Source organism: Pseudomonas sp. GL-RE-26, from assembly GCF_019956275.1.
GTDB lineage: Bacteria > Pseudomonadota > Gammaproteobacteria > Pseudomonadales > Pseudomonadaceae > Aquipseudomonas > Aquipseudomonas grandcourensis.
In genome coordinates this window covers 1-19,877 of sequence record NZ_JAHBDI010000047.1, presented here as the reverse complement: position 1 = coordinate 19,877, position 19,877 = coordinate 1, and the positions used below count along the sequence as shown (strand labels likewise).

Genomic DNA, 19,877 nt, shown 5'->3' with positions numbered 1-19,877 from the left:
GGTAGCGTTCGTGGCGCAGGCGCGCATAGAAAAAGCCGCTTTCGCTTTGCAGGTCTTCGTCGCGCAGGTGGGACTTGCCGAGCACGCGGTAGGGTTCGGCGTAGTGGTAGGCGTCGCCGTAGGTGTTATCGGCGACGCCACGGGTCGTGGCCACGCCGTGAGTGGTGGGCTCGCCGAGGGTCTGGTCGACCTCGCCGTCGAGCCAGGCGCGGCTGTCGTCGGGGTGATAGGCGCGTACGCTGACGTGCTGTTCCACCACCCGATGGCGGGTTTGCAGGGCCCAGACGCTGTCCTGCTCGCTGTTGCTGAAGCCCGAGGGCGAGTGCAGCGGCAGCTCGACGTCGAACTGGTAGCAGCGCTGGTCGTCGCAGAACTCGACGACGTCGAAGGCGAGCTCTTCGTGCTGGATGCAGCGGTACCAGATGCCGACCTCGGCCAGGATCCGGCTGATGAAAGCCAGGTCGCTTTCCTGGTACTGCATCACCTGCTCGCGCTGCGGGTACTCGCGCTTGAGGTTGAAGCGAAAGTGCCCGGTGTCCAGACCGTGGCGGTCGCGCAGAATGCTTTTGACGATGTCTGGCACGGACTGGTGCTGATAGATCCGCGTTTGCTGGCCGCGATCGAGCAGGGCCAGGCGCGGTTGCAGGGTGACTTCGTAGCGGGCTTCGTCGATTGAGCCGGACAGGCGCTGGCAGCCGGTGATGCGGCCGTACAGCGTGCGCATCGGTGTGGGTGGCTTGGGCACTTCCCAGTCGAACACGGGCACGTTGGACGGTGCGTCGTACAGGCTGAACTCAGCGAACTGGCCGATGAATTTTTCCGCGCCGATGTCGAGGTCGCTGGCGGTGAATTCGATGCGGTAGAGGTAGGGTTGGCTAAGGTACTCATGGCCCTCGAAGGCGAGGACGTCGAGGTGGGTGTCGAGCTGGTCGATCTTGAGTGTGTGGCGGTTGTGGTCGAAGAAGACGGGCAGAATGGTGTTCAAGTACGGACCTCCCTGGGACATTGGGGGAGGCTTCATTTCCATCCCCGTTCAAGCGCTCGACAGCTTTCAGGAAGGAAAAAAAGGTTGATATAGGATGCTTCCGGCGCACTCGTAGGATGCGTCCGAGTGTTAACACCACTAACCTGTAGGACCGTTCGCTATCTTGTCGGCGCCCAGTGCCGCGGCTGCTTTTTGACAGGGTTAAACCGTTCGGGTCGAACGCTACTCCAGAGCGCAAACCCTGCGTGTTTAAAAGCCCTCAAGGTTACTTCGTGAAAGCCACAGCGCCTTGCGTCGTTGCCTACACATACTCCAGAATCCGCCGGCTTGTACGCCTTGGGGCTGGGTTTTATCGTTTGCTGGTCGCTGAAAAAAAACAGCGATCGGGTTTGGTAGCCCGTCCTCATATGGCGTATAGCGTCACCATTTCCAGGTGCTTTTCTACGGCACTTGTATCAATGGCGACCATGCGCAGGGCACCCTCGGGTGCGCCGGGTTTGCCATATGGGCCGGTCTACCAACCTTCGCATGGTCACCACCTTTCGTTTGGTAGCGAGGGTGATGACTCCATCAATCCCATATGGAGTTTCATCTATGTTCAAACCGACACCTAACCCCCCGGAAACCGATCCGGAAACGTCTTCAGAAACCCTCGATTCAAATACACTTCACGAGCCGTCCGAACGTATCCCCTCAGCCGCTGACATCCGCGCCACCCCACGCAAGCTCTGCACCATGTTTATCGTCAACACGGACCTCCATGCCGAAACCCTACTCACTCATGCCTGCGAGTCACTGGCATCGGCCAATGTCATGACCATGGATCTGGCGGATCGTACGGAGGGGACAAGTCGCAATACCCTGCTGGGGATTGCCCAAGTCATCATGCTGGGGGAACTGGCGGTGAACCGGGCGCTGTATCGGATTGATCCGCCCGAATAGAAATCAAAAGATCAAAAGATCGCAGTCTGCGGCAGCTCCTACATTGGATTGACGTACATCCTGTAGGAGTTGCTGCTGCGATCTCTTAACGATTAGACACTAGTTGGACAACTGATTGGCAAACTGCCCCACCGCATTGACCACTTTCTGCGCGCCGTCCTGGATCTCGACGATCACCGTGCCCGCTTCCGCCGCCAGCGCCAGGCCCTGTTCGGCCTGAAGCTTGCCGTCGGTCATCAGGGCCACGGCGTTGCGCGCCATGTCCTGGTTCTGCCGCACCACGAGGACGATTTCGTCGGTGGCCTGGCTGGTGCGCGAAGCCAGTTGCCGAACCTCATCCGCCACCACGGCGAAGCCCCGCCCCTGCTCGCCCGCACGGGCCGCTTCGATGGCCGCGTTGAGCGCCAGCAGGTTGGTCTGCTCGGCAATGCCGCTGATGGTTTTGACAATGGTACCGATCACCAGCGATTGCTCGTTCAGGGCTTCGATGCCATCACCAGCGGTTTGCATATGCCTGGCCAGGTCGCGCATCACGTCCACGGCCTGGGTCACCACGGCGTTACCGCGCTGGGCGCTTTGGTCGGTTTGCTGCGAGGTGCTGTAGGCAATGTTGGCGGCCTCGGCGACGGCTTGTTCCTGATTGACCTGATCGGTAATCACCGTGGCGAACTTCACCACCTTGTAGAGCTTGTTGTTGGCATCGGCCACCGGGTTGTAGGACGCCTCCAGCCAGACCGTACGACCATGGCTGTCGACACGTTTGAAACGGTCGGCTACGTACTCGCCCGCGTTCAGGCGACGCCAGAAGTCCTGGTACTCGGCACTGTTGTACTCCTCCGGCAGGCAGAAGGTGCGGTGATGCTTGCCTTTGATCTGCGCCAGGCTGTAAGCCATGCCACTGAGGAAGCGGTCGTTGGCGGTCAGCACGTTGCCATTGAGGTCGAATTCGATCACCGCTGTAGAGCGCACCAGCGCGCCGATCAGGTTCTCGTGTTCGCGGGAGGCCTCGATGGTGCGGGTAAGGTCGCTGGAGAAAATCGAAAAATGCCTGATCCGCCCATCTGCCGAGCGCACCGGTTGCAGGATCGAACGCAACCACGCTTCCTGGCCGGTACCGCGCAACAGGCGCACTGCGCCGGCGAAGTGCTCGCCACGGGTCAGCGCGCTCTTGAAACGCTGCTGGAATTCATCGGATTTCACGTGGTCCGGGACCAGGTCGTCGATGTGTCGGCCAATCAGATCGCCGCTCTTGTAATGCATTTCGCCAAGGAAGTTCTGATTGACCGACTGAACCCGTCCATCGCTGTCGAGGGTCAGCACCAGCATCTCGCTTTCCAGACTTTCCTTCACTTGCTGAAGGCTGGAGAGTTCTTCACGAAGAGCCGACAGCTCCTGCTTCAAGCGTTTATTGAACATGGGAAAGCACCGATGGACATGGGTAGAAAGCGATATGCAGCCTAACCATCGGCCTTGGAAACATTTACTTAAGCGTGTTCCGGGCTTGTCCTACAAAAAATAGTCGTGATGCGCACAATCAATGCGCGCCAGCAGTGGAACAGCCTGCGATTCTCGGCATCCGTGTACCGAAATAAGCCGCGCTGCCCACGCCCACCACCCCCATCACCGCACTGAACATCACGCAGATCCATGGACTCCACGGCATCAGGCCGATCAACAACAGCGGCGTGACACTCGCCCATGCGGCGTAGGCAATGTTGTAGGTGAACGAGATGCCCGAGACGCGAATCCGCGCCGGAAACAGGCTGACCATCACCGATGGCACCGCGCCGACCACCCCGCAGGACAACCCTGCCACGGCGTAGGCCAAACCGATCCAGTCGCCGCCCATGATCAGGCTGGCATACAGCACGCCGATGCCCAGCGGCAGCAGCAGGCTATAGAGCATCACCGTGCGCCAGGCGCCGATGCGATCGACCAGCAGCCCGGCGAGCACGCAGCCGATGTTCAAGAACACGATGCCCAGTGCGCTCAAGGCGAAGGTATGGCTGGCGCTCATGCCAAAGGTTTTCTGCATCATGGTCGGGGTGATGACCACGAACACCACCACGGCCGAGGTCAGCACACAGGTAAGAATCATCGCCGGCAAAATGGCCAGGCGATGCTCGCGCAAGACCGTGCGCAGCGGCAGTTCGCCGGCCGCCTCGCGTTGCGCCTGCATGGCCGTGAACACCGGGGTTTCGCTGAGCCAGCGACGCAGCCAGACGCCAATCACGCCAAACACGCCGCCCAGCAGGAAGGGGTAACGCCAGGCGTAATCGAGGATTTCCGCCGCAGTGAACGCCTGTGCCAGGAAGGTGGCGGTCAATGCGCCGATCAAATAACCGAATGTCAGCCCCGCCTGCAAGAAACCCAGGGCATAGCCGCGATGGGCGATGGGTGCGTGCTCGGCGACGAACACCCAGGCACTGGGCACCTCACCGCCCACCGCCGCGCCCTGGAGAATGCGCAGAGCCAACAGCAGCAAGGGGGCGAAATAGCCGATTTGCGCGTAGGTCGGCATGATCCCGATCAGCAGGCAAGGCAACGCCATCATCAGGATGCTCAGGCTGAAGACTTTCTTGCGCCCCAGACGGTCGGCGAAATGCGCCATCAGGATGCCGCCCAACGGTCGCGCCAGGTAACCGGTGACGAAGATCCCGAAGCTTTGCAGCAGGCGCAGCCACTCGGGCATTTCCGGCGGGAAGAACAACTGGCTGAGGGTCAGGGCAAAAAACACGAAGATGATGAAATCGTAGATTTCCAGCGCCCCGCCAAGAGCGGCGAGCCCCAGGGTCTTGTAGTCCGAGCGGTTGAACGGCGTCGGGCGCGAATCGGTGTTGGCAGTCATGAAAAGAACTCTGGCACAGGCAAAAACCAAGGCGCCCATGGTCTACGCAAATGCACCGACGGACAACCCGTTAGACCAAAGTCCCATAGCCACGAAACAGCCCCGCAAAAATCCTCGGCTTGAATTAATGTTGGCGTCTGTCCAGACGGGCGGTTACTGCCCCGAAGACCACAACAAACATAAAAATCCGAGGTACCCCCCGTGGCCGCTGATATCGAAGATAGTCGCTCCGCCCGCTTTGCCCTGCGCTGCTCAAGTTTTGCCGAACGCTGGTTTCCCGACTCCTGGGTGTTTGCTGCCCTGGCGGTGATTATCGTGGCCCTGGCCACCATCGCAATGGGTGCAAAGCCCACCGACGCCGCGATGGCCTTTGGTGATGGCTTCTGGAGCCTGATCCCCTTCACCATGCAGATGGCCTTCGTGGTGATCGGCGGTTATGTGGTCGCCAGTTCGCCGCCAGCGGTGAAGCTGATTGACCGTCTGGCCAAACTGCCGAAAAACGGCCGCTCCGCCGTGGCCTGGGTCGCGCTGATCTCGATGGTCGCGTCGTTGCTGAACTGGGGCCTGTCCCTGGTGTTCGGTGGTTTGCTGGTGCGCGCCCTTGCCCGTCGTACCGATCTGAAGATGGACTACCGCGCTGCTGGTGCTGCCGCCTATCTGGGGCTGGGCGCGGTGTGGGCCTTGGGCCTGTCGTCATCGGCCGCACAATTGCAGGCCAATCCGGCCAGCCTGCCGCCATCGATTCTGTCGATCACCGGGGTGATTCCGTTCACGCAGACGATTTTCCTCTGGCAGTCCGGTGCCATGCTGCTGGCGTTGATCGTGATTTCGCTGATCATCGCCTACGCCACCGCGCCAGGCCCGAACTCGGCACGTGACGCCAAGGCCTGCGGCGTCGATCCGAGTTTCAACCTGCCGCCGCTGCAACCGCGCACCCGTCCCGGCGAATGGCTGGAATACAGCCCGCTGCTGATGATCCTGCTGGTGCTGCTGGCCGGTGGCTGGCTGTTCCACGAGTTCTCGACCAAACCGGCAATCAGTGCGATTTCCGGGCTGAACACCTACAACTTCCTGTTCATCATGCTCGGCGCCCTGCTGCACTGGCGTCCGCGCAGCTTTCTGGACGCCGTGTCCCGCGCAGTGCCGACCACCACCGGTGTGTTGATCCAGTTCCCGCTGTACGGCTCGATCGCCGCGCTGATGACCACGGTCAAGGGCGCCGATGCGCAGACCCTGGCACACCACATCTCGACCTTTTTCGTCAGCATCGCCTCCCACGACACCTATGCCCTGTTGATGGGCGTGTACTCGGCGATCCTCGGCTTCTTCATACCGTCCGGTGGCGGCAAGTGGATCATCGAGGCGCCGTACGTGATGCAGGTGGCCAATGACCTGAACTATCACCTGGGCTGGGCGGTACAGATCTACAACGCCGCCGAAGCCTTGCCGAACCTGATCAACCCGTTCTACATGCTGCCGTTGTTGGGCGTGCTGGGGTTGAAGGCGCGAGACCTGATCGGCTTCTCGTTCGTGCAGTTGCTGGTGCACACGCCGCTGGTGCTAGTGTTGTTATGGGCACTGGGGACGACGCTGGCGTATTTGCCGCCGGTCATGCCGTAACCATAAAAAGGGCCGGTATTGATATCGGCCCTTTTTGTTCCGCCCTGTCTGTTTCAGTAACTGCTGGTCTTAATACGCTGAAAAGGATCTGAGCATGTTCAAACTCGCGGCACTCACCCTCGCAGCCCTCACCCTGAGCACCACCGCCCACGCCGATGTCAATTTGAAGCTGGGCACGACCGAACGCGTTACCCGCCTCTTCGCCTACCCCAACAACTGTAACGTGATCTGCTTTCGCAACTGGACGCTTGAGCAAACCGTCGAGCATTACCTGACCCAAAGCGTGCAGCGTGATGGCTACAGCGAGGCGAAGGTTCTGGTCAAGACCGACAACGGTCAGCTCCACGCAGAAATAATCGGCGTGCCCAACGGCTATGAAAAGCCCTTGGCCGCGATACTCGACGCCGGAGACCTGGCCTACAACGGCGCCAGCAAACTGAATGCCGATGGCAAGTGGGCGTACAGCTGGTATCTGTTCCTACCGCTGGGCATGGCCCTGGAAAACCGCAAAAGCGTCGAACTGCTGCACTTCCCGCCAGACTATTCGCTGACCCAGGCCCAGGATTACCTGAAGTCCGCCACCACGGATCGCTGGGCCACGCTGCTGACCGCCAACGGCATCCCGGCCGGGCAGACGCCGGGCTACCAGACAATCATCGACATCGCCCCGATTGCCGCGCCGTCCAACGCGGGCAAGGACCTCGAAGGCGTCTACGGCTACTTCAAGGATTACCAGACCACCATGGTCAAGGAAATCAGCCTGAACGCCAGCGGCGCAGCCCTGCCCATAGTCGCCTTCGGTACACCGGTGCGTAACTGGATCAAAGAGCAATACGGGCAGACGGTGAACGTGTTGAGCCTGGTCCAGATCTCCCCGGACAACGGCGTGAAGGTCCCCGTGTTGGGCTCCAACCACCCGAGCTACATTTGGTATGCCGCCGATCCGGCAAGCTACACCGGCAGTGACGCCCAGGCCAAGGCCGATGCGGCAGGCCTGAAAGTCATGGGCCAGGATTTGAGTGCTGCGTGCTGGCAGGCCACCATGGGCCGCCAACCGGACAGCAATCCAGACCTTGAGCTCAATACCTGCCGGCAAACCTGGCAAGTGGCCCAGAAAGAAAAAACCTGTGAGCTGTTCTATACCTCGATCCGCAACCTGTCGCCCCAACAGGCTGTGGGTAAATGCGCGACAGCTTCGATCGTGTCACAGCTCAAACAGCTCAAGACCCCGGCGCCAGCCACGGCGAAACCTGCTCCGCCGTTTTAACCCGATGAATGGCGGCCTAATCTGTCACTTATGACAGTAGACCGTCTGTAGTAACTGCGAGAGGCTTGGGCTGAACCCATGTGCTGCTGTGCCGACAGGACCGTCGACGCAAGGAAGTCGCAGCACCCAGCAGACAGGGATCGTTATGAAAGCTCACGCCTCTCAACGAAAACGCCCACAACCGCCGCAAGGTGTTTACCCCTTTTCGGAGCTGCCCGTTCACCTGGGATTTCCTTCCCTGGCCGACTTCGAAATCATTGAAAACGCCAAGGGCGAAGCCACGGCTATTGCCGCGCGGCGCGAATTCCCGCGAATCACTCGTCTCTGCCGGGCGTCGGGGCACTTGCTGCCCTATCGCTGCCGGCATACCCGCCAGCTCGCCCCGGGTGTGCACGTCTACGACCCGCGCTTCTGCGGACTGTTGCGACACTCCTGCGACCCCAATGTCTTTCTGGACTTGAGTGAGTTGTGGTTATGGACGCTGAAGGACATCAACAAGGGTGACTGGCTGACCATGGACTTCGCCGCCAGCGAAGACAAACTGCAACGCCAGTTCGCCTGCCAGTGCGGCTCATACGAGTGCCGTGGCTGGATTACCGGCTACGATGAAGAGCCGAACGCCGACGGCCAGCTGTTTTTGCAGCAGTGGCGTCGGCGAAGTCTGTAACGAAGGGTTTCACAGAGGCTCGAACGGACGCAGGCGGTACTGCGGAGGCAGTTGCTCGAAACCGCTGATAGTCGCATTCAGGCTCTTCCAGCGGCCATCCTTGATGCCGTAGATGCAGCCGTGGATCGACAGGCTCTGCCCGCGGTGCCAGGCGTTTTGCACAATGCTGGTGTGACCGACGTTGGCCACCTGCTGGATCACGTTGAGTTCGCAGAGGCGGTCGACGCGCTCCTCTTCGGTGGCGTATTTGGCCAGTTCTTCGCGTTTTTCATAATAGAGATCGCGAATCGAACGCAGCCAGCCGTCGATCAGGCCGAATTGTCGATCCTGCATCGAAGCGCGCACACCGCCGCAGCCATAATGGCCGGTGACCAGAATGTGCTTAACCTTGAGTACATCGACCGCGTACTGAATCACCGACAGGCAGTTGAGGTCGGTGTGCAGCACGACGTTGGCCACATTACGGTGTACGAACAGATCGCCCGGCAGCATGCCGACGATCTCGTTGGCCGGCACCCGGGCGTCGGAACAACCGATCCACAGGAACTCAGGGGTCTGTTGGCGAGCCAGCTTGGCGAAGAAGTCAGGATCTTCCTCCTTGATCGCAGCGGCCCAACGCTCGTTGTTATCAATCAGATCTTGTAATTCGTTCATGCTTTGAAGCCTCAAGAATGATGCGCAGCTTTGACTGACAACCGCCCGTCGGGGTCACGCGCGAAATGCAGATGCTCTCCTGATCCGGTACACGGGGCTCCATGCCGGTGGAATTCTCGGTCGCCAAGTAGGTCAACCGTAGTAAGGCCTACAGTATGAGGAATTACCATGAATGATTCACGACGTCCGTACGATGCGGTGCAACCGGAACCCGTCGATGACAACGAAGACCGCATGGGCTCGGTGCGTGAGCTGGATTTCGACACCGAAGAACCCAGCGCCAGAATCGGTGACGAACTGCCGGAAAAGGAGCGCGAGCAACGGATGCCACGCCAGCGCGGTGGTGAAGCGGGCCAGACCGGTGACCATCAACCGACCGACGACGACCTGAGCCCGGAAACCCTGATCCGTGAAGACGGCGCCCGGGATGCCCATGAAGCGGGCAATGATAGCCGCGCGGATTGGGACCTGAGCATTGTCGATGAGGACGATATTGGCGGTGGCAATGGGCTGGATGAGGCTGAACTGGCGCTGCGCGATCCTCTCGACAAAAAACGTTGATCCTGTGGCGAGGGAGCTTGCTCCCGTTCGGCTGCGAAGCAATCGCAAATCACATCCCCCATTGCTCTCGGGGGCCGCTTCGCGACCCAGCGGGAGCAAGCTCCCTCGCCACAGACGGGTATGTCTCAATCCACCAAAGTGCAGGCCATGACCACCGCATCTTCGCGCCCGCCCACCGCCGGGTAGTAATCCCGACGCCGGCCGATCTCGTTGAAACCATAGCGCTCATACAGCCTGAACGCCGCGGTATTGCTGTCGCGCACTTCCAGGAAACACTCCCGGGCGTCGGCCTTGTAGGCAATCGACATCAAATGCTCAAGCAATGTCAGCCCCAGGCCACGGCCCTGGTTTTCCGGCTTGACCGTAATGTTCAGCAGGTGCGCCTCGTCGAGGATGATCTGCACCACACCGTGGCCGACCTGTTGCTGACCTTCGAACATCAGCCAGATCTGATACTTGCCCAGGCCGTCGAGGAAAATCCCGCGGGTCCAGGGATGGCTGTAGGCCGCGTATTCGATTTTCAGTACAGTTTCCAGGTCCGCCTCGGTCATCGGGCGAAACGATACAGCGTCACTCATTCGATTCTTTCCAGCGCGCCATCAGCCGACGCATGGCTTGCCAGACATCAGCCTTACGCTGTGGCTCTTCCATTAATAATTCCAGGCCCGGCACCGCCCAGGCCGAGCCCAGGCCTTCGATCTGCAATTCGCGGTTGAACGCCTCGGCATCCGCTTCGCCGGCAAATCGCACTGCGGGCAGGCCGATCAGCCACAAGCAGGCGCAGGGCGTTTCTTCCATGCGCACCGAGAGAAAACCTTGCACGAAGTCGCGGGCCGCTTCCGGGCCCTGATCCATCGTGCCACGCACCAGCAGCGGCCAACGCACCGGTTCACCGACGATCTGCGGGCTGTCCGGCAGACCGGCGGCGCGCAGCATGTCCTTGAGCAGCAGGTAGGCAGGATCGCGCGTCTGGAAGGATTCACCTGTGGGTAACTCCACCAACAGCAGGCAACGCCCGGCCCGCAGCAATTGCAGGGCGAAACGCGGCGGCGGCACGATCGGCGCCTTGACCACGACCGGGGCCTCTTCGGCCTCTTCCACCGGTTTGGCCCCGGCGCGGGTGCTCGCCAGCGATGGTCGCGGCACCTCGATCTTCGCCCGCTCGGCCGGCTTGACCACAGGCGCCACGGGCGTCTGAGCCACAACTGCGGGCACAACAGGCGCGACCACAACCGGCTCGGGGATCTCCAGCAGCTCGGGGCGCGACGGCGCGGCAAAGGGCAATTCGGTGCGCGGCAGCCAGTTGACCACCTGCATGGCGGCCAGATAAGCGCGACGACGGGACTCGATAAGCAAAGGTCGGCCACTTGTGGATAACTAAAGTGCGCTGATTCTACCGCCGTTCGCTCAAGATCGCCCGCAGTTGATCGATGCACTTTACCGAAAAGAAGTCGACAGCCCGTCCCGAGATTGAATCGCATTGCCCCCGATGCAGTACAATCGCCGCTTTTAATCGCCAACCAGCCGGCCATTCCGATGATCGAACCCAAGCGCGTCTTGCGCGCCCTCGCTGAACACTGGGCACTTCTGGAGCCACTGTGCGAGCACTTCGACCAAGGCACACTGAGCCTGAACGAACTGCGCACGCAACTGGCCGCCCAGCAATTCGATAGTACGCCGCAGGACATCACCAGCCTGCTGGATGTGTGGATTCGCCTCGATATTCTGGTTCCCGTGGCCAAAAGCCCGAACCGTTTCGAGCTCAATGCGCAGATTCACGACTTCCTCGCCTACCTGCGCCGCGAACACCGGCTGGGCCTGTGCCTGGAAATCGAAGCCTACCTGCGCCACCTCGAGCGTCTGGCCGGTTATATCCAGGACGCGTTCGATATCCGCGACGGCAATGACCTGGCCCGCCAGTTGCGACTGCTCGACATGCGCGTGCGGGACGTGCTGAAAAAACTCGATAACGACGAACAGGCACTGGTGGCCGTCGCCGAACGGGCGAAAACCAGCGATCGACAGATTCCGTTGCGCCAGCGTTACGCTGAAGTGCTGGCGACCTGGGACGAATACGTCGAGCCGATGATTGATCTGGTGAATGCCGACGGCGCCTTCGAACAAGGCGTGCGCAAGGTCGAAACCGTGCTGCTGAAGATGCTCAGCGAACAGCAACGCCTCGGCCACCTGGTCGACGACGACATGCTGCTGCGCACCCACGCGCGCATCCTCGAAATGCAGACCAGCGCCCAGCTGACCCTGCGTCACGCCCGCGAACTGCTGCTGCCGCTGCGTGAGGAAGCGCGCCGGCACAACGCCGTGACCCGTGGCGCCGCATTGGCCTTGTCGATGATCCGTCGCAAGGGCATCGATGCCGTGCCACAAGCGGCGATGCCGATGTTCACTCGCCCACAGAGCACCTTCCTCGGTAGTGCCAGTCAGGTCGAAGCCTACGTTTATGCGTTGGCCCGTTTCGAACCGAAACCGGCGCGCTTCCCCAAGGCGCACAAGACCCAGAAAGGCGAAGCACCACGGGCGCCACGCACCGTTCGGGAAATGCTCGAACGCTGCGAAGACGCCCTGCCGATGCCGGACCTGATGACCTGGCTGCTGGAGCAGGAACCGGACGGCGCCACCGACGAATTGCTGTACTGGTTCTCGCGCCTGTCGCGGGAGAAACGCTTCAAGCGCGAGCGTCTGGAACGTCGCCAATACCATACTCACGAGCACCAGGTCAGCCTGCGCTCCTTCGCCCTGCTCTCGGTCAGCGACGGCACCGAGAATTCTGCGAGCACCCTCCATGCAAGTACTTCCTATGCAACTTGATCTATCCGAACTGTCCCATCTGGCACCGATCTTTCGCGAGCTGTTCAAGGGTTACCACGTCAGCCGCCGCGATCCGGAGCTGTACGCACAGTTGTCGAACTTTCAGGACCAATACCGCACGCTGTTCAAGGCCCTGGGCTTTGAACTGGTGTGCGATACCCGCGGTTTCTACTACTTCGTGCCGGACCTCGCTGCCGCCACGGTGAACAAGACCGCGCAGCGTCTGGCGCTGTTCACCTTCATCCTCGTCGAGCACCTGGCCGACCAGGGCCGCGACCCGATCTCCGTGCTTGACGGCGGCAGCCTCGGCCGCGACGAGCTGCCGTCGTTGCTGGAAAAGTACCGCGACCTGTTCATCCAGGCCGAAGTACAGACCCAGGACGAGCTGGAAGAAAAGATCATGCGCCGCATGACCCAGCTCGGCTTTGCCAGCGAAGAAAACGGTATCTACCGTTTCCTGCCGCCGATGCACCGTTTCCTCGATGTGTGCCTGTCGGTGCAGCAGGACCGCGATCTGGCCGCCAGCCTGCACAGCGTCCTGCCGTTGCCGGTGCCGGTGCTGATCGACGAAGACAGCGACGAAAAACTGCTGCAGACCGACGACCCGCTCGACCTCGCAGAATTTGAAGATGAAAGCGAAGAAGACGCCCTGGCCCGCGCCATCGCCGAAGAACAGGAGCTCGACGCATGAGCAAGGAACGTTACGGCATCCGCCGCTTTGCCCTTTTGAACACCGCCGGCTACAGCCTCGGCCTGTTCCCGCTGGAAGAGCCGCTGTCGGTCTACGGCGCGAACAACCTCGGTAAATCCGCCTCGATCAACGCCTTGCAGTTCCCGATCCTGGCGCGCATGTCGGACATGAGCTTCGGCAAGTACAGCCTGGAGCAATCCCGGCGCTTCTACTTCGCCTCGGACACCAGTTACATCTTGGTGGAAGTGAACCTGCCCCACGGCCCCCACGTGATCGGTGTGGTCGGCCGCGGCCCAGGCGGCGGCTTCGGTCACCAGTTCTTTGCCTATGCCGGCAAGCTGGACCTGGCCCACTACCAGAAAAACGATACCTGCCTGCGCCAGAAAGAACTGTTCACCAACCTCGAGCGCGAAGGCCTGAAAGCCTACGAACTCAAGCCGGACGAACTGCGCCGTTTGCTGGTCGGCGGTCACACCTCGATCCCGCTGGACCTGACGCTGATTCCATTGCGCTCCACCAGCGAGCAGAGCCTGAAGACCTTCCGCGCGCTGTTCATCAACCTGCTGCACATGCGCGAAATCACCGCGGCCAAGCTCAAGCAACTGTTCCTCGATGCCTTCGAACACAGCCTGCGTTCCGGCAGCGTCGACTACATCGCCGCGTGCGAAGAAGCGTTCCGCGATGTACGACGCATGGAGCAGGACTACAACTCGCTGGTCGCCGCAGGCCCGCTGGTCGAAGCCCTGGCCAACGGTGTGAAGCAACGCGACATCCTGCGCGGCAAGCTGCACCGGATCTCGCCACTGCTCGACTCCTTGCTGGGCACATGGTCGGACTACGCCAGTGCGCGCAAGGAAGAGCTGACCATTCAGGCCGAGCACTACCGCAACGAGCAGGACGCCCTGCAAAACGACCAGCGCGGTGGCACCCAGGAACTGATGCGTCTGGAGCGGGAAATCACCGGCATCCAGCGCTGGCTCGGCGAACTGTCGGTGCTCAAGCATCGCTTCGCCCTGGTCGATGACGTCAAGGTGCTGGAGCAGCAACTGCTGGCCGCCAAGGATGCCCACGACGAACTGGCTGGTGCGCTGGCGCAGTCCCGACAGTTCAGCGCCGAAGACCTCGAAGAGCGTCTGCGCGATCTGGAAAAACGCCTGAAGTCGGTCAAGCAGCAACTCGATCACGCCGACAACAACAGCTACGCCCGCCTGCGCGAAGAATTCTCGCAGCAAGACGTCGAGCGCCTGATGCGCTTGTTCAACAGCGCGCTGTTCAGCCTGCCATTGGGCGAACACGGCATCACCCTCGACGAGAACGGCGACTGGGTGAAGTCCGTAGAACTGATCCTCGACGGCTTCAAAGGTGAACGTTTCGAAGTGCCGGGCCTGTCCATCGACATCTCGCACATCGAGCCGCCGGCATTGCAGGCCCTGGCTGACCGTGCGGCCCTGCGCGACCAGAAGGAACGCCTGGACAAAGAACTCAAGCAACTGAAAACCCAGCAAGCCGTGGCCGCCGACCGCGCCGCGAGCAAGACCCAGACCGAAGTGCTGTACCAGCAAGTGCTGGATGCGCAGAAAGCCCTGGAGGATTTCCGTCGCGCGCAAACCTTGAGCGCCGAGGAAGGCGACAAGCTGGAACAGTTGGCGCAGATGGAAGCGGCGCAGGACGAGCTGAAGCGCTCCAGCGACGCCTTCACCGAGCGCGTCCAGCAACTGTCGGCCAAGCTGCAACTGGTCGGCCGCCAGATCGGCGACATGGAAGCCAAGCAACGCACCCTCGACGACGCCCTGCGCCGCCGTCAGTTGTTGCCGGCGGACCTGCCGTTCGGCACGCCGTTCATGGACCCGATCGACGATTCCATGGACAACCTGCTGCCGCTTCTCAATGACTACCAGGACAGCTGGCAGGGCCTGCTGCGGGCCGACGGCCAGATCGAAGCGCTGTACGCTCAGGTGCGCCTCAAGGGCGTGGCCAAGTTCGACAGCGAAGACGATATGGAACGTCGCCTGCAACTGCTGATCAACGCCTATGCGCACCGTACCGACGAAGCCCTGACCCTGGGCAAGGCTCGTCGTGCAGCCGTGACGGATATCGCCCGGACCCTGCGCAACATCCGCAGCGACTACGACAGCCTCGAACACCAACTGGCACTGTTCAACCGCGAGATCAACAAACGCCAGGTCTCCAACCTGCAAAGCTTCCGCATCGTGCTCGCCCCGAACAAGGAAGCGCTCAAGCACATCGACCAGATCATCCACAGCGCCGGTCAGTACGAAGAAGGCGAAACCCTGTCGGTCTTCGATCTGAGCCAAAGCGCCGAGCAGGACAACAAGAACGAAGAGGCAAAGGAGTACCTGGCACGGCTGGTCGCGGCCAACCACAACCAACTCGGCCTCAAGGACTTGTTCGAACTGGCGTTCGAGATCACCAAGGTCAACGGCCAACCGGTGATCCACACCGACATCGACGGCGCCGCTTCCAACGGCACCACCATGACCATCAAGGCGCTGACCAACATGTACTTGTTGCTGCACCTGATGGACCGTGACCAGGCCGGTCGCGTGCGCCTGCCGTACTACCTCGACGAGGCGGCGGACATCGATGAGAAGAACCAGGCCGCATTGCTGGAAACCAGCCTGCAACTGGGCTTCGTGCCGATCCTGGCGAGCGTGAAACCGCAGGTCTGCGCCAGTGTCGCCATCGACCTGGAAGGCGGCAGCGGTCCGGCCGGCATCTACATCGATGAGGCGGACTGGAAGTACATCCGTCGTCACGATCAGGTAAAGGCAACGGTCAACGAACAAGCGGATGAACCGGAGCTGGATGCGGTCTGAGGCTTGAATCGAAGGCAATGAAAAAGGCCGCGATCCAATGGATCGCGGCCTTTTTCATAGGTGTGTCATTTAGCTTTTCAGTGAACTTCAGGGCCTCTTCGCGGGCAAGCCCGCGAAGGCGTCATCACTGACGCCACATAACCCTCAGACTATTTACCCAGCGATATCTTCGGCGCCCAGCCCAGCCATTCCTCTTCAAACTTGTCGAACAACGCGAACGTCTGCTCCGGTTGCGCCGGGCTGCCCATACGTTCGCCATCCGGCGTGGCAAAGGCGACACCGCCCTGAATCATCGTCTCCAGGGATTCTGTGCGCACCGTTGCACCTCTGAACAGACCGACATCGAAGTCGAAACCGCTGGTGTTCCAGAACCGTGTACCGCTGCGTACCAGTGGCGCGTACTTCGGTTCGATCAGGATATGGATCAGGACGCGATCAGCGGTCTGGCCCAGCTCATAACCGGTCACCTTGCCCACGGTGATTTCGCGATAGGTCACTGGTACACCGGCCTTCAGCGAACCACGACGGGCTGCGCTCAGCACCAGACTCAATCCCGCTTCCTGCTTGGGGGTTTCGGGAGCTGCGGCCAAAGCGACAAAGTTTTTCTGCGGTCCCAGGTTCTTCTGCGCCGGTTGCACCTCGATGTATTGCCCGGTTACCAGGGTTTCGAGGTTGGACGTCTTGATCAGGCCCAGTTCAGGCTTGACCACCCAGAACTGACTGCCGACCCGGGCGATGCGCTCCGGCACTTCGGTAATCCGCGCGGTCAGCAGCACCGATTGCAGGTCCTCGCTGAGATCAACGTCCTCCACCTTGCCGACATCCAGCCCCTTGAAACGAATCGGAGTGCCGGTACGCAGGCCATCAGCGCGATCGAGCTTGAGCGTGATGACTTCGCCTTTCTGCGTGGCGTCTTCATGGTTCGCGAACAGACGGAAACGTGGAATACGCTTCTGCAGCGGGGCTTTTTCCTGCGGGGTCTCGAAGGCAATGCCGCCGGCCATCAAGCTCTGCAGCGACTCGCTTTTAACCTGGACCCCGCCGGTCAGTCCGCCCGTGAGGGTGATGCCACTGGCGTTCCAGAAGCGCGTCGAGGCGTTGACCAGGCCTTCGTATTCCTTCTCGATGTGCACGCCAATGATCAGTTGTTTCTTGGTGCGTGAGAACTGATAGCTCTGTACGGAGCCGACTTTGACCTGTTTGTAGAGAACCGGGCTGCCGACTTCCAGCGAGCCGAGATTTTCCGTGAACAACACCAGGTGCAGGCCCGGTGCACGCAGATCCAGCGGTGGCGCCTTGGCCCGTGCCGCAAACTCCCGTTGTGGCGCCGAACCCTTGTCGCCAGGCCGCACAGCGATGTAGTTGCCTTTGACCAACGCCTCGAGGCCGGTAATCCCCGCCAGGGAAATCGACGGTTTGACCACCCAGAACTGGGTGCCTTCGACCAGGTAATCCTCGGCCAACGGGTCCATCGTCAACTCAGCGGTGGCCCCGGACAGGTCAGGATCGACCTTCAGCGCCTTGAGATTGCCGACCTGAATGCCTTTGTACATCACCGGCGTACGACCGGCCTGCAAGCCTTCGAAGTCGCTGAGCTTGACCTTGACCCGGATACCGGCCGCCGCTGCATCGAAGTCTTCATAGAGCCTGAACGGCAGGCTTGGGTCGGTAGGCGGGCTGTCCTTGCGGTTTTCCGGGGTGGCGAAGGCAATGCCGCCGGCGACGATGCTGGCCAGGGATTCACTGCGAACCTTCACACCCGACAGATTGGCATCGATGCTGATGCCGCTGGCGTTCCAGAAACGTGTGTGCTTGCGCACCAGTTTGGCGTAAGTCGGCTCAATGAAGACCTTGAGCTCGACGGTGCTCTGGTCCTCGGACAACACATAGCTTTTGATCTGGCCCACTTTGATTTGTTTGTAGAACACCGGACTGCCACGGTTCAGCGAACCCAGGCGGTCAGCCTTGATGGTCAAGTGCAGGCCGGGCTGGGCATCGGAAAGTGGCGGTTCCTGGGCCAGGGCCTTGAACTTGCGGACCGGCTCGCCTTCCCCCGGGCTGATGGCGACATAGTTACCTGAAACCAGCGTCTCAAGACCGGTAATCCCTGCCAGCGTAACGCTCGGCTTGACCAGCCAGAAACGCGTGCTGGTCCGCAGGTATTGCTCTACGTCCTTGTTCATTTCGATGCTGGCGATCACGCCTTTGGAACTGCCTTCGTCATCAAGCTTGAGGCGTTTGACCTTGCCGACCGACATGCCCTTATAGACAACTTCGGTCTTGTTGGCCTGAATGCCCTCGCCGCTCTCAAAACGCACCTGAATCTCGATACCGGTCTCGTTATAGGCACGCCAGCCGAGCCAGCCGCCGATGATCAAGGCAATCAGGGGCAACACCCAAATGGCAGACCAGTTCGAAGCCGGTCGGGTTTTCGCTACAGGCAAATCAGTCATGGTCGTCGTCCGACTCCGTGTTATCCCAAATCAGTCGGGGATCAAAAGTTACCGCAGCAAGCATCGTCAGAATCACCACCGTGGCGAAAGCGATGGCGCCAAGATTGGCTTCGATGCTGGCAAGCCGTCCAAAATTCACGACCGCCACGAGAATGGCGATCACAAAGATATCGAGCATCGACCAGCGGCCGATGAATTCAATGAAACGGTACATCCAGATACGCTGGCGAGCCGAAAGGGGCTGACGGCGCTGCACGGAAAACAGCAGCAGGCCGATGCCCACCAGCTTGAAGGTGGGCACCAGGATACTGGCGATAAACACCACGGCCGCAATGGGGAACATGCCGTAGTGCACCAACTCGATCACACCCGCCATGATCGTGCTGGGCGCACCTTTGCCCAGGGAGTTCACGGTCATGATCGGCAACAAGTTGGCCGGTATGTAAAGAATGGCGGCGGTAATCAGCAATGCCCAGGTTCGCACCAGGCTATTCGGGCTGCGGGCATGCACCAGCGCTCCGCAGCGCGTACAGACTTGCTCATCGGTATCAGCTTCCTGCCTGTTCAATTCATGACATTCCTTGCAAATCAGAATGCCTGCATCAATCGCCCGCATGGGCATCCTCTCCTGATAACGCTTGCCAGATCTGGTGAGGCGACATTACGACCTCCAGCCAGACTTGAACCAGCAACAAACCAATGAAGCACGCCAGGCCGAGGCCTACGGTGATGGCTGCCATATCTGCCAGTTTTACGATCGCCACCAGTACGCCCATGAAGTAAACCTCGAGCATCCCCCATTCGCGTATATGGTGATAAATGCGATAGAGCAACAAGCCGTAGCTGCGTCCGACATCGAAACGGATACTCAACAATACGGCCAGTTGGCACAATAGCTTGAGCAGCGGGATCCCCATGCTGCACAGGAACACAATCACTGAAACGCTTTGCATGCCCGTGTCAAAAAGGGCCACAACTCCGCTCCAGACAGTGTCTTGCGAAGACTGCCCGAGTAGATTGAGCTGCATGATGGGTAAAAAGTTCGCCGGAATAAACAACAACAAGGCGGCGATGACCAGGGCGAGACTGCGCTGTACGACGTTGTACCGATTGGCATAAAGCTCGTAGCCACAGCGCGGGCACAGGGCTTTTTCGCCATGGGCAAGTTCAGGTTTACGCATGAGCAAGTCACACTCATGGCAGGCAACCAGATTTTCTAGTGGTAATTCTGACAGCCCTTGGGCGTCAACCGGATCCGGCATAAAGGCTCTGACTCTGAAAAAGTTGGACCTATTCTAGTGCCATGAGCTGAAAATAACTGTGCAAAATGTGCAACGACCAGCCCTGTTTTTTTCACGCACAAAAACAAAACCCCAACTGCTTTCGCAATTGGGGTTTCGGAATTTAATCTTGACGATGACCTACTCTCACATGGGGAAACCCCACACTACCATCGGCGATGCATCGTTTCACTGCTGAGTTCGGGATGGGATCAGGTGGTTCCAACGCTCTATGGTCGTCAAGAA

16 protein-coding genes, 1 rRNA gene and 2 pseudogenes are annotated in these 19,877 nt (G+C 60.3%); 8 read left to right on the top strand and 11 right to left on the bottom strand.

Annotated features, from left to right (window positions below; all coding sequences use genetic code 11):
- On the bottom strand, positions 1 to 985 hold a 985-nt coding region (locus KGB07_RS23515; protein WP_223466681.1), incomplete at its 3' end, for a type VI secretion system Vgr family protein.
- Between the two features lie 594 nt (positions 986 to 1,579).
- Between KGB07_RS23515 and KGB07_RS23510 the strand changes: the two genes are divergently transcribed.
- Entirely contained in the window at positions 1,580 to 1,927 is a 348-nt protein-coding gene (locus KGB07_RS23510; protein WP_046043796.1) for a DUF6124 family protein, read from the top strand.
- Positions 1,928 to 2,026: 99 nt separating this feature from the next.
- Here the strand turns inward: KGB07_RS23510 and KGB07_RS29795 are convergent.
- From KGB07_RS29795 to KGB07_RS23495, 3 genes and pseudogenes are all read right to left on the bottom strand, one after another.
- Positions 2,027 to 2,464 (bottom strand): annotated as a pseudogene (locus KGB07_RS29795) (methyl-accepting chemotaxis protein); the annotation flags it as partial.
- A gap of 150 nt (positions 2,465 to 2,614) precedes the next feature.
- A pseudogene (locus KGB07_RS29790) lies at positions 2,615 to 3,253 on the bottom strand (PAS domain-containing protein); the annotation flags it as partial.
- A gap of 208 nt (positions 3,254 to 3,461) precedes the next feature.
- Positions 3,462 to 4,775, bottom strand: coding sequence for an MFS transporter (locus KGB07_RS23495; RefSeq protein ID WP_223466680.1), 1,314 nt, complete (start codon positions 4,773 to 4,775; stop codon positions 3,462 to 3,464).
- Positions 4,776 to 4,976: 201 nt separating this feature from the next.
- On the opposite strand from KGB07_RS23495, the gene KGB07_RS23490 reads away from it, so the two are divergent.
- From KGB07_RS23490 to KGB07_RS23480, 3 genes are all read left to right on the top strand, one after another.
- Positions 4,977 to 6,395 (top strand): short-chain fatty acid transporter, encoded by a 1,419-nt coding sequence (locus tag KGB07_RS23490; RefSeq protein WP_046043792.1) that lies wholly within the window; start codon positions 4,977 to 4,979, stop codon positions 6,393 to 6,395.
- Between the two features lie 94 nt (positions 6,396 to 6,489).
- A complete protein-coding gene (locus KGB07_RS23485) occupies positions 6,490 to 7,662 on the top strand; it encodes a hypothetical protein (RefSeq protein ID WP_223466679.1) in 1,173 nt (390 codons plus the stop codon).
- A 145-nt stretch (positions 7,663 to 7,807) separates the two neighbouring features.
- The gene (locus KGB07_RS23480) at positions 7,808 to 8,329 is read left to right on the top strand and encodes an SET domain-containing protein (protein ID WP_046043790.1); all 522 of its coding nucleotides are present in this window, start codon (positions 7,808 to 7,810) and stop codon (positions 8,327 to 8,329) included.
- A gap of 9 nt (positions 8,330 to 8,338) precedes the next feature.
- Here the strand turns inward: KGB07_RS23480 and can are convergent, their stop codons facing one another.
- Positions 8,339 to 8,983 (bottom strand): carbonate dehydratase, encoded by a 645-nt coding sequence (gene can, locus KGB07_RS23475; RefSeq protein ID WP_008046121.1) that lies wholly within the window; start codon positions 8,981 to 8,983, stop codon positions 8,339 to 8,341.
- A gap of 168 nt (positions 8,984 to 9,151) precedes the next feature.
- Between can and KGB07_RS23470 the strand changes: the two genes are divergently transcribed.
- Positions 9,152 to 9,544: a hypothetical protein gene (locus tag KGB07_RS23470; RefSeq protein WP_046043789.1), complete on the top strand. Its 393-nt coding sequence runs from the start codon at positions 9,152 to 9,154 to the stop codon at positions 9,542 to 9,544.
- A 125-nt stretch (positions 9,545 to 9,669) separates the two neighbouring features.
- Here the strand turns inward: KGB07_RS23470 and rimI are convergent, their stop codons facing one another.
- Both rimI and KGB07_RS23460 read right to left on the bottom strand, forming a co-directional pair.
- Positions 9,670 to 10,122, bottom strand: a complete 453-nt coding sequence (gene rimI / locus KGB07_RS23465) for a ribosomal protein S18-alanine N-acetyltransferase (protein ID WP_007997020.1) — start codon at positions 10,120 to 10,122, stop codon at positions 9,670 to 9,672.
- Positions 10,115 to 10,861, bottom strand: coding sequence for a hypothetical protein (locus tag KGB07_RS23460; RefSeq protein WP_046043787.1), 747 nt, complete (start codon positions 10,859 to 10,861; stop codon positions 10,115 to 10,117). The genes rimI and KGB07_RS23460 overlap by 8 nt, the downstream gene beginning before the upstream one ends.
- 219 nt (positions 10,862 to 11,080) lie before the next feature.
- Between KGB07_RS23460 and mksB the strand changes: the two genes are divergently transcribed.
- From mksB to mksF, 3 genes are read left to right on the top strand one after another with little or no spacing between them, the layout of a single operon-like run.
- Positions 11,081 to 12,370 (top strand): Mks condensin complex protein MksB, encoded by a 1,290-nt coding sequence (gene mksB, locus KGB07_RS23455; protein WP_223466678.1) that lies wholly within the window; start codon positions 11,081 to 11,083, stop codon positions 12,368 to 12,370.
- Positions 12,360 to 13,061: an Mks condensin complex protein MksE gene (mksE, locus tag KGB07_RS23450; RefSeq protein ID WP_046043783.1), complete on the top strand. Its 702-nt coding sequence runs from the start codon at positions 12,360 to 12,362 to the stop codon at positions 13,059 to 13,061. Before mksB ends, mksE begins: the two co-directional genes overlap by 11 nt.
- Positions 13,058 to 15,898, top strand: a complete 2,841-nt coding sequence (gene mksF, locus KGB07_RS23445) for an Mks condensin complex protein MksF (RefSeq protein ID WP_223466676.1) — start codon at positions 13,058 to 13,060, stop codon at positions 15,896 to 15,898. The genes mksE and mksF overlap by 4 nt, the downstream gene beginning before the upstream one ends.
- A gap of 149 nt (positions 15,899 to 16,047) precedes the next feature.
- Here the strand turns inward: mksF and KGB07_RS23440 are convergent, their stop codons facing one another.
- The 4 genes from KGB07_RS23440 to rrf all read right to left on the bottom strand — a co-directional run bounded on the left by KGB07_RS23440 (position 16,048) and on the right by rrf (position 19,875).
- Entirely contained in the window at positions 16,048 to 18,351 is a 2,304-nt protein-coding gene (locus KGB07_RS23440; RefSeq protein WP_046043781.1) for an intermembrane transport protein PqiB, read from the bottom strand.
- On the bottom strand, positions 18,344 to 18,967 hold the full coding sequence (locus tag KGB07_RS23435; RefSeq protein ID WP_046043780.1) for a paraquat-inducible protein A: 624 nt from the start codon (positions 18,965 to 18,967) through the stop codon (positions 18,344 to 18,346). The genes KGB07_RS23440 and KGB07_RS23435 overlap by 8 nt, the downstream gene beginning before the upstream one ends.
- Entirely contained in the window at positions 18,954 to 19,613 is a 660-nt protein-coding gene (locus KGB07_RS23430; RefSeq protein WP_046043779.1) for a paraquat-inducible protein A, read from the bottom strand. The genes KGB07_RS23435 and KGB07_RS23430 overlap by 14 nt, the downstream gene beginning before the upstream one ends.
- A 146-nt stretch (positions 19,614 to 19,759) precedes the next feature.
- Positions 19,760 to 19,875: ribosomal RNA gene (gene rrf / locus KGB07_RS23425) — 5S ribosomal RNA — on the bottom strand.
- Positions 19,876 to 19,877 lie beyond the last annotated feature (2 nt).

Bases quoted from the DNA above. Each gene is read 5' to 3' on its own strand.
- KGB07_RS23510 (WP_046043796.1), top strand. From the start codon at position 1,580: ATGTTCAAACCGACACCTAACCCCCCGGAAACCGATCCGGAAACGTCT.
- KGB07_RS23495 (WP_223466680.1), bottom strand. From the start codon at position 4,775: ATGACTGCCAACACCGATTCGCGCCCGACGCCGTTCAACCGCTCGGAC.
- KGB07_RS23485 (WP_223466679.1), top strand. From the start codon at position 6,490: ATGTTCAAACTCGCGGCACTCACCCTCGCAGCCCTCACCCTGAGCACC.
- KGB07_RS23480 (WP_046043790.1), top strand. From the start codon at position 7,808: ATGAAAGCTCACGCCTCTCAACGAAAACGCCCACAACCGCCGCAAGGT.
- can (WP_008046121.1), bottom strand. From the start codon at position 8,983: ATGAACGAATTACAAGATCTGATTGATAACAACGAGCGTTGGGCCGCT.
- KGB07_RS23470 (WP_046043789.1), top strand. From the start codon at position 9,152: ATGAATGATTCACGACGTCCGTACGATGCGGTGCAACCGGAACCCGTC.
- rimI (WP_007997020.1), bottom strand. From the start codon at position 10,122: ATGAGTGACGCTGTATCGTTTCGCCCGATGACCGAGGCGGACCTGGAA.
- KGB07_RS23460 (WP_046043787.1), bottom strand. From the start codon at position 10,861: ATGCAGGTGGTCAACTGGCTGCCGCGCACCGAATTGCCCTTTGCCGCG.
- mksB (WP_223466678.1), top strand. From the start codon at position 11,081: ATGATCGAACCCAAGCGCGTCTTGCGCGCCCTCGCTGAACACTGGGCA.
- mksE (WP_046043783.1), top strand. From the start codon at position 12,360: ATGCAACTTGATCTATCCGAACTGTCCCATCTGGCACCGATCTTTCGC.
- mksF (WP_223466676.1), top strand. From the start codon at position 13,058: ATGAGCAAGGAACGTTACGGCATCCGCCGCTTTGCCCTTTTGAACACC.
- KGB07_RS23440 (WP_046043781.1), bottom strand. From the start codon at position 18,351: ATGACTGATTTGCCTGTAGCGAAAACCCGACCGGCTTCGAACTGGTCT.
- KGB07_RS23435 (WP_046043780.1), bottom strand. From the start codon at position 18,967: ATGCGGGCGATTGATGCAGGCATTCTGATTTGCAAGGAATGTCATGAA.
- KGB07_RS23430 (WP_046043779.1), bottom strand. From the start codon at position 19,613: ATGCCGGATCCGGTTGACGCCCAAGGGCTGTCAGAATTACCACTAGAA.